Here is a 15520-nt window from a genome sequence, read left to right as displayed (position 1 = left end):
GCTCGCAACAGCCAGGCGCTGGCGGGAGGGGAGTCGGCGCGGTCGGGCCAGGCCCGGACCGCGCCCAGGGGTCAGGCGATCGGATAGCGCTTGAACAGCTCGGTCTGTTCCAGGCGCGCGGCATGGGCCTTGAGCGCCGGGAAGTCATCGGCCTTGACCACGTCGGGCAGCATCAGCTGCATGAACGACCAGGCTACGGCACTGGTGACGGCGGCCTGGTCCGGCCGTTCGCCTGATACTGGATGGGCCGCCAGTTGCTTGTCCAGTTCGCCACAGGCCGCCAGCAATTGCCGGATCACCCGTTCGACCCAGGGCTGGTGGAGTTTTTCCGCCGGGCGAAGATTGTGCTCATAGACGATCTGCACGGTTTTCTCGCAGGCCGCCAAGGCCAGCCCCAGGGTACGCAGGGCCTGGGCCAGCGCCTGGGGTTGCGCTGGCAGCAACTTGCTGGCGGGAGCGCTCAGGGTCTCGAAATAATCGATGATCAGTGTCGAATCCAGCAGTACGCAACCGTCGTCGAGCACCAGGGTCGGCGCCTTGACCACCGGGTTGATCCGGGAAAACGCCTCGAAGGTGCTGAACACCGACAGCGGTTCATGTTCGAACTTGATCCCCAGCAGGTCCAGGGAAATGGCCACCCGGCGAACATAGGGTGAATCCAGCATGCCAATGAGTTTCATCCATCACTCTCCTTAGTTGATATCGATTTCCAGCGCCGCCGTGCGACGCTTGAACAACTGGGCCAGGCGCCAGGAGCGCGGCTGCGGGGAACACTGCTCGGCTGGCGCCAGTTGCAGGACTCCTTCACCGTCGATCAGGGCCAGCCCGGCGGACAATTTCACCCGTTCACCGGGGCCGATCGAGAAGTCGACGCCGTCGGTGCTGATCCAGTGCTTGCCACTGACCGCCCGGGTGTAGATGTCGTGGGCAAAACGTACCGAGAGCAGTTGCGCCCTGGCCAATGAAACTTGCAGGCCCTGGTGCTCAGCACCATCGGGGCTGCCCGTGATCGTTTGCCGCTCCCTGTGTGCTGAGTCCATGGCATCCATCCTCTTGCCGGTCGAAGACTTTACTAACCCTTACACTAGTGACAACCTCCACAGTTATATATCGATATTTTTTACCATAACGCGTAAGAATAAATTACATGTCGAGCATTCCCCCGATCACCTGCCTGCGTAGCTTCGAGGCGGTTGCCAGGCTCGGTAGCGTCACCGCCGCCGCCAAGGAACTGCATGTCACCCATTCGGCCATCAGCCAGCAGATCAAGGTGCTGGAGGAGATGATAGGCGTCACCTTGTTCGTGCGTGAGGGACGTGGCCTGCGGGTCAGCGAGGATGGCCGGCTGTATGCCCTGCAGATCCGCGAATCACTGAGTGGAATCGCCGAAGCCACGCGACTGATCAAGACCCAGCCCAAATCCACGGAGCTGGTGGTGGCCGTCCTCCCTTCGTTCGGTTTCAGCTGGCTGTTGCCGCGCTTGCCGCGCTTCCAGCAATCGCAGCCGCACATCAGCATCCGCCTGCAGGCGAGCCTGGCGGTGTCGAACCTGACCCGGGAATCGGTCGATGTCGGTATTCGCATGGGCAAGGGTGACTGGGACGGGCTGGAGCAGCACCTGCTGTTTCATGACGAGACGCTGGTGGTCGCCGCTCCGCACTTCAACGGCGGCGTGCTGCCACAGACCCCAGAGGAAATCATCAGCAGCAACATCATCTTCAACATGGAGTCCTGGCAGCCCTGGTGCCAGGCCGCCGGGCTGGACCTCGACGTGCCGCGCATCGGCCTGTGCAGCAACGACTCCAACCTGGTGCTGCAAGCCGTGCGCCTGGGCCAGGGCATCGCCCTGGAACGCCGCAGCCTGGTGGACGATGCGATCAAGCGTGGAGAACTGGTGCAGTTGTCCCCGATCACCGCCCCCTACCCTTATCCCTACTGGCTGGTGCTGCCCAACCGGGAACGCTCGGAGGTCAAGCAACGGGTGTTTTCCAACTGGCTGGCCAACGAAGTCGACGAATACCTGAACCAGCTGGCACACGGTAAACAACCAACGGAGTGAGCGATGGACCTGCATCTGCATGGCAAGCGCGTGATCATCACTGGCGGCAGCAAGGGCATAGGGCTGGCCTGCGCCAGGGCTTTCGCCGCGGAGGGTGCCCAGGTGGCGATCGTTTCCCGCGATCCGGCCCACCTCGAGGCGGCCCGGGCCGAGTTCGCCCAGCGTGGCTGGCCGCTGCTCGCGCATGCCCGGGACCTGGCATCCAGCGCTGGTTGCGAGCAGGCCATGGCGAGCCTTGAAGAGCAGTTCGGTGCGCTGGATATCCTGGTCAACTGCGCGGGGGCGGCCAAAAAATACCCGCTCCAGACCCTGGAGCCTGCCAATTTCCACGAAGCCCTGCACGCCAAGTTCACGCCCTACCTGAACATGCAGCACCAGGCCCTGCGCTCCTTCGCCCGCCAACGCGCCGCCGGCGCGCAAGAGGACAAGGCCATCGTCAATATCATCGGCATCGGCGGTCGCCACGTGATGGCCAACCACCTGGCCGGCGGCCTGGCCAACGCCGCACTGCTGTTCCTCAATGCCGGCCTGGCCAACGCCCACGCGGCCAGCGGCATACGCATCAACGCCATCAACCCCGGCCTGACCCTGACCAGCCGTACCGAGCAGACTCTGGCCTTCGAGGCCGAGCATGGCCAGTCGAGCGTCCAGGCGGTGCTCAAGGCCAAGGAGGCCGCGCTGCCCATCGGCCGGCTGGCGCAGCCTGAGGAAATCGCCGATGTCGCGCTGTTCCTGGCCAGCCCCCGGGCCAGCTACGTGACCGGCGCGGTCATCGACATGGATGGCGGGCTGCACCCTTCCCTTTAGCCACCGCTGGTTTGCCAGAGGTACGCAAAGAACAGGTGCAGGTCCTTGTCACTACCGCTATAAAGTCCCCTTTCCCGCCCAAGGATCCAGGCTCCATGAAATTCGCCACCGCCTACTGCATCGGCCTCGACGACAAGCTGTCGATCTATGACGTGCGGGACCTGAATTTCGACGAAACCATGGACTTCGATTCAGCAAGGGAAAGCTTCCAGTGCCCCAACGACGAATGCCGCCTGGCGTTCGAATCCGGCAACCAGCTGGGCACCTTCAACGCCAAGAACCTCAACTACATCCGTACCCCGCACTTCAAGAACCTGCCCGGCACCCGCCATATAGCAGGTTGTCCCTACGGCGCCGGCAAGACGGCCGCCGATGGGGAAGGCGCGGCGAGCGCCCAGGACCGCGAGGAACACTTCCCCTCGGAACTGCTGCTGGTGCGGCGCGAGTACCTGCGCAAGCCTGCCACCTCGGCCATCGCGGCGGCCCCTTCAGTGGCCGCCCCGCCAACCGCTTCCGGCAAGACCGCCCAGCCCCCCGCCGAGCATGACAACGTTCCGGACAAGACCAGCGTCTTCGCCCATCCGGTGGAGTGCTTCGTGTCGAACATCGACGACAAGGACCTGCTCAAGCGCATGCCGTTGAAGATCGGCGAACACACCGCGTCCTATGCCGCGTTCTTCAAGAGGATCGAGTACCTGCAAGACAACAAGGGCTTGATCTACTGGGGCAAGGTCAAGCAGATCAGGGACTACACCCAGAGCTTTCGCATCGATTTCGCCCAGAAGGTCTGGTTCAAGGAAGACGGCCAGACCAGCAAGAAGCCCTATTCGGTCAACGTCTACCTGAGCAAGAAGCTGGTGGACAACTACCGCAAGCGCAAGGCCTTCCTCGAGGAGATCAAGCTCGCCATCGACAGCCAGCGTGAGCTGTATTGCTTCTTCTATGGTGTGACGCCCACCTTCAAGCAGGTACCGAGCAAGAAAAACCCCGAAGCGAGCTTCGGGGTTTTCAGCGCCGATATCGAGAACCTGGACCACTTGGTGATCCGCGAGGCTCCGGGGCTGGAGACCCAGTGACCGGCCAGCCAGCGGCCATCAGCGCTTGGGCAGGTCCAGGGCCACGGCGCCGGGGTGCTTGCTGACCACCGAGTAGGGCAGGACGGCCCATTCCGGCCCATCGCAGGCCCGTTCCGCACGGGGGAAATAGGCGCTGATGAACAGCCCCTTGGGGGTGAAGTACCAACTGTTGTCGCCCCATACGCTGGCATCGCTGTAGTTGCAGCCATCGCCCTCGGTGGCCGGCTCGCGCATTTCACGCGGGTGCAGGGCGGTGAACTGCTTGACCAGCCAAGGCCCCAGCTGCTGGGTGTTGTAGTCATGCAGGGCACTGTATTGGGATGGCTTGGGCGGCTGGCCTTTACCGAGCCACAACACATCCGTCAGGGCCAGGTCACGGCCACTGCCCACATCGATGTTCAAGGGCGAGTCGCCAAAATCCGGATGGGCGCCGCCACAGGTGTAGCTGGTGGCGATGCTGGCGCTGAGCACGGCCGAGTTGAAGAACCGCGGCTTGACGGTCTGCATGAACTCGCCACCCTGGCCGGCCTCCAGCAAGCACTCGTGGTAAGCCGTCACCTCGCTCCACAGGCGCTCCATCAGCAACTGGTTGAGCCGCTCCTGGCGCTCCTGCGGATAACCGGCAACCACCTTGAACATCGCCAGTTTCGACGATGGTTCGCTCCACCATTGCAGGGTGTAGCCCATGAACTCCTGCTGCTTGCCTTGCTTGAGCGTCAGGCCCTGCAGGCGCAGGTACGCGTACAAGTCTTCCCGGTACAACTGCACGAGGTAGGGCAGCGCGTCCGGCTTGGGCGCGGCGGCGCTGGCCGGTGCCAAGCGGACCTCCAGGGTCTTGCCCTTGGTTCCCCGCCACTGGCCCTGCCAGCCGTCGGCGGTGCCCTGCAACTGGAAAGCGGCCTGGGGCGGCGCGTCCTTGGCATAGTCTTCGCGACCTTCGCGCAGCTGCAATGACTGCCCGTCCAGCGTGCCCTCCAGGGCCAGGTCATGGTGGTACTTCTGGTAGAAATAACGCCCCGTGACCTTCTGTGGGTCGCTGGTGTCGATCTCCATCACGATCGGCATGTTGCCCAGGGTCCCGACCAGGATTTGGCGGGTAGACGAAGCCTGCGCGGCCGATCCCAGGATCGACAACAACAGGACAAGGAACAGTCGGCGCATCAGTCCGTTGAACATGGAGGTTCCCTTGTATTGGTCACCGGGAACCTTCCGCGAAAGGACCCGGCCAGGTTAGACGGTAGGCGATTATGAACCGCGCCCCCAATACAATCGAGCCATCGAGCGTGACGTGCCCGTCACTTCAGGCACATGCTCAGCAGCACCAGCACCAGCAGCCCGATGTACACACGTGCGTGTACGCGGTCCGGGATCCGGCCGATCCATGGCGTGGCCAGGCGAATGCCCAGCAGCGACCCCAGGGTCAGTACCGAAAACGCCAGCAGATCGACATAACCGACGAACCAGGGACCCAGGTCGAAGCGGCTCAAGCCTGCCAGCAGCATGTAGGTGGCGGTACCCGCCAGGGCCACCGGCACGCTCAAGGGATTGGCCATGGAAGTGGCCTGGGTCATGCTCAAGCCGCAACGACGCAACAGCGGAACCGTCATCACGCTGCCGCCAACCCCTAAAAAGGTGGCGATCACGCCGATTCCCATGCCGCCAAACATGGTTTGCATGCCCCCCAGGTTGCGCGCTTGCTGACCCTGGGCCGGGTCGAGAAAGCCACGCCGCAACAGGCAATCGGCGATGGTGATAGCCAGGTAGGCGATGAAGGCATAGCGGATCACCTCGCCATCGACCCACATCGCCGCAGCCGCGCCGAACGTCGCCCCCAGGCCGATATACCCGCCCAGCGGCCACAGGTAATGCCGGACCAGATTGCCGGCGCGCTGGTGCCGGCGGCTTGCAACCAGGGCGTTGACGATCATCACGCAGGTGGAGGTAGCCACGGCAATATGCATCGCCGACTGCCCGGCCGCCGAGTCCGCGCCCTGGCTGGCCAGCAGCATCCAGTACAGCAGCGGCACTACCACGAAGCCCCCGCCGAAGCCGAACAGCACGGCGCTGATGCCCGTCATGCAGCCAAAAAGTGCCAGTAATAGATAGAACATCGAACAGCATCCGTCAGCCAGGGAAAGTCCGGACGATAGAACGCCGGCGCTTGGCCGGCTTCAGTAAGTCAGCCAATAATGTTGGCGTTTACGCCAAGCACGGGACTCGTCGGCATGCGCAATATCCCCATCGACCAGCTGGACCAGACGCCACGCCCGGTAGTGGCCATCGGTACCGATTACGCCGACGGCCAGCGCCTGCCCCGCCACCGCCATCGACGAGCGCAGCTCCTGTACGGCGCCACCGGCGTCATGCAGGTGGCTACCGAACAGGGTAATTGGGTAGTTCCGCCCCAGCGTGCGGTGTGGATCCCGCCCCAGGTGGAACATGAAGTGCTGATGCTCGGGGTCAGTACCCGCAGCCTGTACATTGAGCCTGACGCTGCGCCGCTGGACAGTCGTGGGTGCCAGGTTATCGGTGTGTCGCCGCTGTTGCGCCAGTTGCTGTTGGAGGCGGTGCAGATCCCCCTTGAATACGACCAGCAAGGGCGCGACGGCTTGCTGATCGAGTTGCTGCTGCGCGAACTGCAACGCTGCCCGCCATTGCCCCTGCATATCCCGTTACCCATGGCCGGACCGCTGCTGGAGTTGTGCCAGGCCTTCCTCATGCGCCCCGATATCCACCAGTCGCCCCAGTCCTGGGCCCAGCAGTTACATGTCAGCCTGCGCACCTTCAATCGCGGGTTTCGCCAGCAAACGGGCATGAGCTTCATTCAATGGCGCCAGCAGGCCTGCGTGGTCCAGGCCCTGGCTCGCCTGGCAGCGGCGCAGAGCGTGACGCGAATCGCCCTGGACTTCGGCTACGACAGCCCCGGGGCATTCTCCACCATGTTCCGCCGGGTGCTGGGGCACTCCCCCACCACCTACCTGAATCACCTGGAATCCAAGCCGGGAAAGACCTTGTGACCAAAGGTCCGTGCAGCACCCGCAATCGGGTTTGATCCGCAAGCCGAATAACTGTACAAATATACAGTACAATTTCACGCATCGACCTTCCGGAGAAAACCCATGGCCTCTCTAGCGATGAAAATCACCCTGGAACGTATCGCTCTCTACCAGTTCACCCCAAGGCACTGCACCCAGGCCCGCGACATGCTGGATTGGGACATGGAACGCCTGTCCCGCGAATCCACGGTGTCGGTACAGGCGATCCAGCGTTTCGAAGCCGGCTTCGACGTCCGTGACGTGACGCGCCTGGCCCTGGCGTTCTGTCTGGAAAGCCAGGGGCTGGTGTTTTTCCCGGGCTTCGCTCCTGGCCGGGGCATGAACATCAGGGGAGCGACTCCCAACCCGATGGAGCGCCCGGACTACGTCATGATCGAATGATCCCGCGCCTGGGGCTGAACCATCCGTCCCCGGACGACATGCACCGGCGCCGGCATGCGGTGTCAGGCCGACTCGACACCGGCCTCTTCCAGCACCTCTTCCACTTCCAGCCACCAGGCCGTTCCCCGGTCGGGCTGGCCAAGGCTGAAGAGCTGTCCCATCTGTGGGGTAGCGATATTGATGCTGCGCTCCCAGGCCAGGGCCAGGATCCGGTCGAAGGGCTCATGCCAGGCGTGCATGGCCAGGTCGAAGGTACCGTTGTGGATCGGCAGCAACCACCGACCCTGCAGGTCGATATGGGCCTGCAACGTTTGCTCCGGCTGCATGTGCACATGCGGCCATTCAACGTTGTAGGCACCGGTCTCCATCAGCGTCAGGTCGAACGGGCCGTACTGCTGGCCAATGCGCTTGAAGCCATCGAAGTAGCCGGTATCGCCGCTGAAGAAGATCCGGGTCAGCCCATCGATCATCACCCAGGAGGCCCACAAGGTACGGTTGCCATCGAACAGGCCGCGCCCGGAGAAGTGCTGCGATGGCGTGGCGATGAAGCAGATGCCTTCGATTTCACACCCCTGCCACCAGTCCAGTTGCCGCACCTTGGCTGCGGGCACACCCCACTTGATCAGGGTATCGCCCACGCCCAGGGGCGTGAGGAAGTGCCGGGTCTTGCTGGCCAGGGCCAGTACCGTCTGGTGGTCCAGGTGATCGTAGTGGTCGTGGGAGAGGATGACCGCCTCGATCTCGGGCAATGCCGCGAGGCTGATCGGCGGCTGGTGAAAACGCTTGGGCCCGGCCCATTGCACTGGCGAAGCACGCTCGGCGAACACCGGGTCGGTGATCCAGAACTTGCCACGCATCTTCAGCAACACCGTGGAATGCCCAAGCCTGAAGACGCTCTGGTCCGGCGCAGCCAGCAGCTGTTCGCGGGTCAGGGGCTGCACCGGGATCGCGCCGGCCGGGCGGGTATTGCGCGGCTTGTGGAACAGCATGTTCCAGAAGATCTGCAAGGTCTTGCCGAAGCCTGCACGACTCACCGGAGCGTGGTTGCGAAAGGCTCCCTGTTCCTGGCGTGAGGTTTCCTGGCGGGGAACACGAGTGACGTTGGACGAGACAATGGCCATGACTTGAGTGACTCCATGGAACGCCGCGAAGTGCCGGCGTTGCGCTGCAGGATGATCATTTGGCCCTGCACCCAGGCACCGACCGCGGATCATCGTTTCGAATGCGAACTACACTACACAGTGTAGTTTCTGCATTGCAACAGGATTAAGACAAAGTAGACTGCCGGATGCTTTTCCCGACCACCCTGAACGAACCCGACCCATGACAGCTCCGAAGCGCCGCACCGACCTCAAGCGCAACGCCATTATCCAGGCGGCGATCAGCGAGTTCCGCGCCTGTGGTTTCGACATCACCAGCATGGACAAGATCGCTGCCACGGCGGGAGTTTCCAAACGCACGGTGTACAACCACTTCCCCAGCAAGGAAGAGCTGTTCGCCGAGATCCTCAATCAACTGTGGGCCAGCATCAGCGCACAAACGGAAATCACCTACCGCAGCGACCAGCCCCTGCGTGAACAACTGGCCAGCCTGCTGCGGGCCAAGCTGCAATTGCTCGCCGACGAAAACTTCCTCGATCTCGCCCGGGTGGCCATCGCCGCGGCCATCCATTCACCGGAACGCGCGCAGGACATGGTGGCGCGCCTGGGAGAACGGGAAGAATCCCTGAGCCTTTGGATTCGCGCTGCCCAGGCCGACGCCCGGATCAAGCCGGTGGATGCGGAGTTCGCGGCCCAGCAGATGCACGGCCTGCTCAAGAGCTTCGCCCTGTGGCCGCAGATCAGCCTCGGCCACCCGCCCCTGACCCCGGAAATGCAATCGCAGGTGGTCGAATCGGCCCTGGACATGTTTCTCGGCCATTATCAGGCCTGAACTTCCCCCGCCCTGCCCCCCTTGCCCGCTACAACCTGCCTCCAGCACGCTGAAATGGCTTCGAAGGACACTGATTATTGTCCCTGGAATGACTGACAATATTCGCCGGACTGATCCGACAAGCGGCCAAGCCGCGGGAGCACCGGCACGGTGCTCCACTACAGAACCTGGTGCAGGAATACATGGAAAATCAACGCGGCAAGGGGCTGTCATTTGCCCGGCGCATCTATCGACCAAGGATCATAGGTCTAGGCATCGGCGGTATCAGTGTCTTCGCCGCAATCCAGCCCCTGGCACCACCGGACTGGGTCTGGGCCCTGCTCCTGTTCCATGGCCTGCTCTGGCCCCACCTGGCTTGCCAGCTCTCCACCCGTTCGGCCTTTCCCTACCAGGCGGAGCGCCGCAACATGCTGTACGACTCGCTGCTCGGCGGGTTCTGGGCGGCCACCATGCAATTCAATCCGCTACCGACGGTGACCATCCTGTCGATGATGGCCATGAACAACGTGGCCGCTGGAGGGTTGCGCCTGTTCATTCGCGGCAGCCTGGCCCAGTGCGGCGGAATACTGCTGTCCTGGGCCCTGTTCGGCGCCAGCTTCACGACCCGGATCAGCGACCTGCAGGTCTACGCCTGCCTGCCCATGCTGACCCTCTACCCGCTGGCGGTAGGCACCGTCTGCTACCGCCTGGCGATCAAGTTGTCGGAGCACAAGCGGGCCCTGAGCGCCCTGAGCCGCACCGATAGCCTGACCGGCCTGCTCAACCACGGTTCCTGGAAAGACCTGCTGCACATCAAGTTCCACAAGTGCCAGCAGCGGCAGATCGAGGCCAGCATCGCGCTGATCGATATCGATCATTTCAAATCGATCAACGACACCTACGGCCACCTCATCGGCGACACGGTGCTGCGCCACCTGAGCAACGAACTGCGGCGCAACCTGCGCCATGACGACCTTGCCGGACGCTATGGCGGCGACGAGTTCTGCGTGATCCTGCCGCGCATGAGCCACCCGCAGGCAGTGGAGGTCATGGAGCGCCTGCGCCAGGTCTTCAGCCAGTACCGGCATCCGCACATCGAAGACTTGAAGGTCAGCCTGAGCATCGGCCTGGCGGCGTTCGACTCGAACTTCAAGGATCCGTCGGCCTGGCTGCATGCCGCGGACCAGGCGCTGTACCAGGCCAAGAACAATGGCCGCAACCGGACTGCCAGCAACGATGACGGGGATCGTCTGACCCAGGCGCAAATGGCATAAGAGCCTGAAAAACTTATACAAAAAGGAAGTAAAAAATATTTTTGTACAAGTTTATTTGGATTTTGCAGCGCCAATGCCATCATAATGCCGCCACTTCGCGACAGCGCCCGCCTTTCCTATGCAGCGTTGCGGCTACAACCGTTAGCCAGGCCAAGCCAATTAAATCGACTCGCAGCCAATACGTATCCACCTGATGCGACCACAGGCGCTCGCCCGAAGCGTCGTCCCGCATCAGCACTGTGAGTTTTTCTGTCAGCCATGGAACGCTGGCATTGAGCAGATAATGTCGGATGTCAGGGAGCATTCGGCATACCGGCGCACTCAATAGGGACCGACGCAACGTTTTTCCCACAGAGCACCAGCCAACATGCTATTCAACCGTCACAACAAGACCATCGATTCCCTGAACCGGACCATCGCCGAACAATCCCGCATGCTGGACGCCATCGACCGCTCCATGGCGGTGATCGAGTTCGACCTCAACGGCAGTGTGCTGCGGGCCAACGACAATTTCCTCAAGACCTTGGGTTATCGCGAAGACCAGGTCCTGGGCCAATCCCACCGGCTGTTCTGTACGGCCGAATATGCCCGCAGCAGCGACTACCAGAAACTGTGGACCCGCCTGCGGGACGGCCATTTCGAATCCGGCACCTTCGAGCGCCTGGCCAGCGATGGCCGCAGCCTGTGGCTGGAAGCCAGCTACAACCCCATCCGCGATGAAGCCGGCAAGGTCTACAAGGTGGTCAAGTACGCCCTGGACGTCACCACCAGGATCCAGGAGCAAGTCGAGGCCCGGAACAAGCTGGACGCCATCGACCGGGCCATGGCGGTGATCGAATTCAACCTCGACGGCACCATCCTCGACGCCAACGCCAACTTCCTCGGGCGCCTGGGCTACAGCCTGGCCGAGATCAAGGGCAAGCATCACCGGATGTTCTGCAAGCCGGAACTGGCCAACAGCAGCAGCTATCAGGACTTCTGGAACCGCCTCAACCAGGGCCAGTTCATCAACGGCCGTTTCGAACGCATCGACAAACACGGCCGCACCCTGTGGCTGGAGGCCAACTACAACCCGGTGTACGACGCCGCCGGGCGCTTGTGCAAGGTGGTCAAGTACGCCGCCGACGTCACCGAGCAGGTGGAAAAACACGAGCGCGATGCAAAGAGCGCGGCCCAGGCGTACCACATCTCGGTGCAGACCCGTAAAGTCGCCGAGCAAGGCACCGGGGTGATCCAGCAGGCCGCCAGCGAAATGCGCCAGATCGCCAGCAACATCGAGGACTCCTCCTCGCAGATCGCCCGGCTCGGCGAGCGCTCGGAGCAGATCACCGCCATCGTCAACACCATCCGCGGCATCGCCGACCAGACCAACCTGCTGGCGCTCAATGCCGCCATCGAGGCCGCCCGGGCTGGCGAGCAAGGGCGCGGCTTCGCCGTGGTGGCCGATGAAGTGCGCCAACTGGCGGCCCGCACCAGCGGCTCGACGGCGGAGATCTCCAGCATGATCGACATGATCCAGAACGAAACCCTGCAAGCCATCAAGAGCATGGACGGCACCCGGGAGCGGGCGGCCAAGGGTGTGCAACTGGCCGACCAGGCGGGCTCCGCGATCCTGCAGATTCGCGACGGCGCCAGCGAAGCGGTAGACGCCGTGAGCGTATTCGCCGGGGAACGCGGCGCGCTCTGAGAGAAGCCGTTCCCGGCGTCGATAATGACGCCGGGAACGCCCTGCAAAGCTATAGTGGCCCGACGTTCCAACGCCTGGCGGAGGCCACCATGAGTTCCAGCGACACCCCGGAAAAAACCACCTCGAGCACCGATCACCTGCGCTTTCATCGCGCCCATGCCCACTTGGCGCCGACCTTCGGCACCGACAGTTTCGCCCTGAAGGCCGAGGCCTTCGCCCGCTTCTTCGGCACCCCGGCCTTCCTCGGCGCGCAGACCCTGGTAGTGGTGATCTGGGTGGCCCTGAACCTCAGCGGGCTGACCCACTTCGATGTCTACCCCTTCATCCTCCTGAACCTGGCCTTCAGCCTGCAATCGGCCTATGCCGCGCCGCTGATCCTCCTGGCGCAGACGCGCCAGGCCGCCCGGGACAAGGCCCAGTCCAACGCCGACGCGCAACACCGCGAAGCCCTGGCCGTCGCCAATAGCGAGCGCCAGGCCGAGGCCGCCCAGACCACCGCGCAATTGCTGGAATTGCTGGAGCAGAACACTCGCCTGACGGAAATGACCAAGCAGCTGACCGAGCGTATCGAGAACCTGACCAGCGAAATGCACGAGCACTTCGTGCGCAAGGAACAGCCCGGCGCCTGAGCATTTCAGTTCCAGCGCAGGTGGCGCGCCAGCTCATCGAATAGTGTCACCACCGAGCGCAGGGCCCGGCAATCCGGCCGGGTCAGCAACCACAGGGCCGTTTCATGGCCCAGGGGTTCGCTCAAGGGCACCAGCGTCCCGTCGGCGACGAGAAAGTCCGGCAGCGCCGCGACCCCAAGCCCTGCACGCACCAGTTCCACCACCGACTGCATGCTGTTGCAGCGATAGGCCGGTTGCACCCCAGGCCACTGCTGGCGCCGCCAGGCCACCGTCGGATGGTCGGGCAGGAAGTCGTCCGGGGCGATCCACGCCAGCTGCGAAAGCTCGCTGCAATCCACCCGCTGGCAGTACGCGGCACTGGCATACAAGCGATAAGCCACAGCCCCCAGGCAGCGCCCCACCAGATGCTCGGGCGGCGTCGCGGTCAGGCGCACGGCGATATCCGCATCGCGCCGGCTGAGGTTGGCAAAATCGTTGGAAGTGCACAGCTCGATGACCAGAGCCGGGTAGTTCGGCATGAACTGCGCCAGCGCCGGCAGCAACAAGCTGTGCAACACCGAGTCGGTGCAGGTCAGGCGCACCTTGCCGCTGATCACCTCGCCGCCCCTGGCCACACCGATCCGCGCCGCCTCCAGCGCCTGTTCCGCCTGCTCGGCTTGCTGGGCCAGCGCCTGGGCCAGGCCGGTGGGCAGATAGCCGGCGCGGCTCTTGTCGAACAGTTGCTGGCCAAGCCCGGCCTCGAGCCGGCGCACCGCGCGAAACACCGTCGAGACATCGACCTTGAGCAGGGCGGCCGCGCGGGCCAGGGAGCCGCCACGGACCAGGGCCAGGATCAGCGCCAGGTCGGGATAGTCCAGTTGATAGTGCGCTACTGCATTGATCACTTGTCAAAATGCCAATATTGATTGCATCAGCGCCAATCTATAGTGGCCGCCAACCGACCACAAGCCAGCATGAGCAGAGGAGTGCCCCATGCCCGCACACCCAGCGACACCACTGATTCGCATCGCCCTGGTGGGTGATCACGATCCCCGGATCACCGCGCACCAGGCCCTGCCCCTGGCCCTGGAACGAGCCGCCATCGAGACGGGCGTGCAACTGCAATACCAGTGGCTGGCTACCGAACACTTGCACGATGCCGGGCAACTGGAAGGTTTCGATGGCATCTGGTGCGTGCCCGGCAGCCCCTATCACAACATGGCCGGGGCACTGCTGGCGATCCGCGTGGCCCGGGAGAAACAGCGGCCCTTTCTCGGCACCTGCGGCGGCTTCCAGCACGCGGTGCTGGAATACGCTCGCAACGTGCTGGGCTGGACCGATGCCGAGCACGGGGAAACCGCTCCCGAGGCGGAGCGGGCGGTCCTGAGCCTGCTGAGCTGCGCCCTGGTGGAAACCCGCGACCTTATCCAGCTGCGCCCCGATAGCCTGATCGCCAGGGCCTATGGCAGCCAGCGCATCGAGGAAGGCTACCGCTGCCGCTACGGGGTCAATCCGGACTTCGCCGGCCCCCTGCTTGCCGGCGCCCTGCGTGCCAGCGGCCACGACCAGGCCGCAGAACTGCGCGCCGTGGAGCTGGACGGCCATCCGTTCTTCGTCGCGACCTTGTTCCAACCCGAACGCGCGGCACTCGCCGGCCACACCCCGCCCCTGGCCCGAGCCCTGCTCCAGGCCTGCCGGGAGGTTCAGCGATGATCGGCCAGACACCCGCACCGCCCTACTACGCAGTGATCTTCAGCTCCCAGCGCAATGCAGCCGATCCGGACTATGACCAGGCGGCCGCACGCATGCTCGAGTTGGCCCGCCAGCAGCCGGGATTTCTCGGGGTCGAATCGGCACGGGGCGCCGATGGCTTCGGAATCACCGTGTCCTACTGGACCTGCGAGGAGGCGATCCTGGCCTGGAAGCGACACGCCGAGCACAGCGCTGTCCGCGAGCGCGGTCGCAACCAGTGGTATCGCAGCTTCAGTACGCGGGTGAGCAGGGTCGAGCGAGCCTACGGCTGCGCTGAATGAACGGTCTCCCGGGGCGCCTGTCCAGGCGCTCCGGGCAGTCGCGGCGGGTCAGCCCCGGTCGCTGGAGAGCAAGCTGCGCACGGCCTGGATTTCCGGCAGGTCGCTGCGGCGCATGTAGACCCGCAGGGGCTCGCTGATGTTGATCCGGTCGTCGATGTTCTGGTCCAGCAACAGCTGGATCTGCTCGCGACGCAGGCTCATGGCCTCGCCGTCGGCGCGGGTCCAGACGAACTCGCTGGCCGGGACTATGGCGTCGTCGGCCACGTCCATGCCGAAGGAGTCTTCGCTGAAACGCACGATGTAGCGGCCAGTCTTGTGATTGAAACCGACAAAACCCTTGAGCTGGTCGGCGGCCTGGCAAATGAGTTCGGAGGTGATGCTCATGGTAAACCTCGCTATGGGTCCCGCAGGACTGGGGATCGATGGTCTACACGCGAGGCAAGGAACAGCGGTGTTTTCTGGCTTCCCTCTGCTGGGGAAACTGCGGGGTCCAAGAGTACTGCAAAGCGCCGGAAAAAACCCGGGACCTGCGCGACTGCTCGCTCGATGTCGCTCTGGCGATAGCACAAGCGTCATCGAGTTGTTAAAAGATAGCGACTCGTCCCCGCCCCCACGAAAGGATTTCGAG

General features: G+C 63.5%; 19 protein-coding genes. 11 read left to right on the top strand and 8 right to left on the bottom strand.

Annotation, left to right across the window (positions count from 1 at the left end):
* Window positions 1-71: 71 nt before the first annotated feature.
* A complete protein-coding gene (locus AC3WK8_RS27420) occupies window positions 72-680 on the bottom strand; it encodes a glutathione S-transferase (protein WP_103326825.1) in 609 nt (202 codons plus the stop codon).
* Window positions 681-692: 12 nt separating this feature from the next.
* Entirely contained in the window at window positions 693-1040 is a 348-nt protein-coding gene (locus AC3WK8_RS27415; RefSeq protein ID WP_143494622.1) for a hypothetical protein, read from the bottom strand.
* A gap of 107 nt (window positions 1041-1147) precedes the next feature.
* Here AC3WK8_RS27415 and AC3WK8_RS27410 point away from each other — a divergent pair, with 107 nt between their 5' ends.
* The 3 genes from AC3WK8_RS27410 to AC3WK8_RS27400 all read left to right on the top strand — a co-directional run bounded on the left by AC3WK8_RS27410 (window position 1148) and on the right by AC3WK8_RS27400 (window position 3942).
* Window positions 1148-2059 carry a LysR substrate-binding domain-containing protein gene (locus tag AC3WK8_RS27410; RefSeq protein WP_022640351.1) on the top strand — a complete coding sequence of 304 codons (912 nt, stop codon included), beginning with the start codon at window positions 1148-1150 and terminating at the stop codon, window positions 2057-2059.
* 3 nt (window positions 2060-2062) lie between these two features.
* The gene (locus AC3WK8_RS27405) at window positions 2063-2866 is read left to right on the top strand and encodes an SDR family NAD(P)-dependent oxidoreductase (protein WP_103326826.1); all 804 of its coding nucleotides are present in this window, start codon (window positions 2063-2065) and stop codon (window positions 2864-2866) included.
* Between the two features lie 95 nt (window positions 2867-2961).
* The gene (locus AC3WK8_RS27400; protein ID WP_103326828.1) at window positions 2962-3942 is read left to right on the top strand and encodes a hypothetical protein; all 981 of its coding nucleotides are present in this window, start codon (window positions 2962-2964) and stop codon (window positions 3940-3942) included.
* Between the two features lie 18 nt (window positions 3943-3960).
* Here the strand turns inward: AC3WK8_RS27400 and AC3WK8_RS27395 are convergent, their stop codons facing one another.
* Together AC3WK8_RS27395 and AC3WK8_RS27390 are read right to left on the bottom strand one after the other, a co-directional pair.
* The gene (locus AC3WK8_RS27395; RefSeq protein WP_103326830.1) at window positions 3961-5118 is read right to left on the bottom strand and encodes a hypothetical protein; all 1158 of its coding nucleotides are present in this window, start codon (window positions 5116-5118) and stop codon (window positions 3961-3963) included.
* Window positions 5119-5237: 119 nt separating this feature from the next.
* Window positions 5238-6053, bottom strand: coding sequence for a sulfite exporter TauE/SafE family protein (locus AC3WK8_RS27390; protein WP_053137103.1), 816 nt, complete (start codon window positions 6051-6053; stop codon window positions 5238-5240).
* A 114-nt stretch (window positions 6054-6167) separates the two neighbouring features.
* On the opposite strand from AC3WK8_RS27390, the gene AC3WK8_RS27385 reads away from it, so the two are divergent.
* Both AC3WK8_RS27385 and AC3WK8_RS27380 read left to right on the top strand, forming a co-directional pair.
* Window positions 6168-6959 carry an AraC family transcriptional regulator gene (locus AC3WK8_RS27385; RefSeq protein ID WP_053137106.1) on the top strand — a complete coding sequence of 264 codons (792 nt, stop codon included), beginning with the start codon at window positions 6168-6170 and terminating at the stop codon, window positions 6957-6959.
* Window positions 6960-7061: 102 nt separating this feature from the next.
* Window positions 7062-7379, top strand: a complete 318-nt coding sequence (locus AC3WK8_RS27380; RefSeq protein WP_031320348.1) for a hypothetical protein — start codon at window positions 7062-7064, stop codon at window positions 7377-7379.
* 62 nt (window positions 7380-7441) lie between these two features.
* Here AC3WK8_RS27380 and AC3WK8_RS27375 read toward each other — a convergent pair whose 3' ends face one another.
* The gene (locus AC3WK8_RS27375; RefSeq protein WP_085597289.1) at window positions 7442-8500 is read right to left on the bottom strand and encodes an MBL fold metallo-hydrolase; all 1059 of its coding nucleotides are present in this window, start codon (window positions 8498-8500) and stop codon (window positions 7442-7444) included.
* 202 nt (window positions 8501-8702) lie between these two features.
* On the opposite strand from AC3WK8_RS27375, the gene AC3WK8_RS27370 reads away from it, so the two are divergent.
* Both AC3WK8_RS27370 and AC3WK8_RS27365 read left to right on the top strand, forming a co-directional pair.
* Window positions 8703-9311 (top strand): TetR/AcrR family transcriptional regulator, encoded by a 609-nt coding sequence (locus AC3WK8_RS27370; protein ID WP_085597290.1) that lies wholly within the window; start codon window positions 8703-8705, stop codon window positions 9309-9311.
* Between the two features lie 182 nt (window positions 9312-9493).
* Window positions 9494-10564, top strand: a complete 1071-nt coding sequence (locus AC3WK8_RS27365) for a diguanylate cyclase (protein WP_103326831.1) — start codon at window positions 9494-9496, stop codon at window positions 10562-10564.
* 79 nt (window positions 10565-10643) lie between these two features.
* Here the strand turns inward: AC3WK8_RS27365 and AC3WK8_RS27360 are convergent, their stop codons facing one another.
* Complete coding sequence (locus tag AC3WK8_RS27360) at window positions 10644-10868, bottom strand: hypothetical protein (RefSeq protein WP_143494624.1); 225 nt, start codon at window positions 10866-10868, stop codon at window positions 10644-10646.
* Between the two features lie 63 nt (window positions 10869-10931).
* Here AC3WK8_RS27360 and AC3WK8_RS27355 point away from each other — a divergent pair, with 63 nt between their 5' ends.
* Together AC3WK8_RS27355 and AC3WK8_RS27350 are read left to right on the top strand one after the other, a co-directional pair.
* Window positions 10932-12251 (top strand): methyl-accepting chemotaxis protein, encoded by a 1320-nt coding sequence (locus AC3WK8_RS27355; RefSeq protein ID WP_085597292.1) that lies wholly within the window; start codon window positions 10932-10934, stop codon window positions 12249-12251.
* A gap of 89 nt (window positions 12252-12340) precedes the next feature.
* On the top strand, window positions 12341-12880 hold the full coding sequence (locus AC3WK8_RS27350; protein WP_103326833.1) for a DUF1003 domain-containing protein: 540 nt from the start codon (window positions 12341-12343) through the stop codon (window positions 12878-12880).
* Between the two features lie 5 nt (window positions 12881-12885).
* On the opposite strand, the gene AC3WK8_RS27345 is transcribed toward AC3WK8_RS27350, so the two are convergent.
* On the bottom strand, window positions 12886-13764 hold the full coding sequence (locus AC3WK8_RS27345) for a LysR family transcriptional regulator (RefSeq protein WP_103326834.1): 879 nt from the start codon (window positions 13762-13764) through the stop codon (window positions 12886-12888).
* Between the two features lie 88 nt (window positions 13765-13852).
* Between AC3WK8_RS27345 and AC3WK8_RS27340 the strand changes: the two genes are divergently transcribed.
* Together AC3WK8_RS27340 and AC3WK8_RS27335 are read left to right on the top strand one after the other, a co-directional pair.
* A complete protein-coding gene (locus AC3WK8_RS27340) occupies window positions 13853-14572 on the top strand; it encodes a CTP synthase C-terminal region-related (seleno)protein (protein WP_103326836.1) in 720 nt (239 codons plus the stop codon).
* Entirely contained in the window at window positions 14569-14892 is a 324-nt protein-coding gene (locus AC3WK8_RS27335) for an antibiotic biosynthesis monooxygenase family protein (protein ID WP_085597295.1), read from the top strand. Before AC3WK8_RS27340 ends, AC3WK8_RS27335 begins: the two co-directional genes overlap by 4 nt.
* A 48-nt stretch (window positions 14893-14940) precedes the next feature.
* Here the strand turns inward: AC3WK8_RS27335 and AC3WK8_RS27330 are convergent, their stop codons facing one another.
* Window positions 14941-15276 (bottom strand): DUF2025 family protein, encoded by a 336-nt coding sequence (locus AC3WK8_RS27330; protein WP_022640366.1) that lies wholly within the window; start codon window positions 15274-15276, stop codon window positions 14941-14943.
* Window positions 15277-15520 lie beyond the last annotated feature (244 nt).

This window comes from Pseudomonas sp. FW507-12TSA, assembly GCF_058781435.1.
The sequence above is the reverse complement of the archived record's forward strand: the minus strand, read 5'-3'. Positions and strand labels throughout refer to the sequence as shown.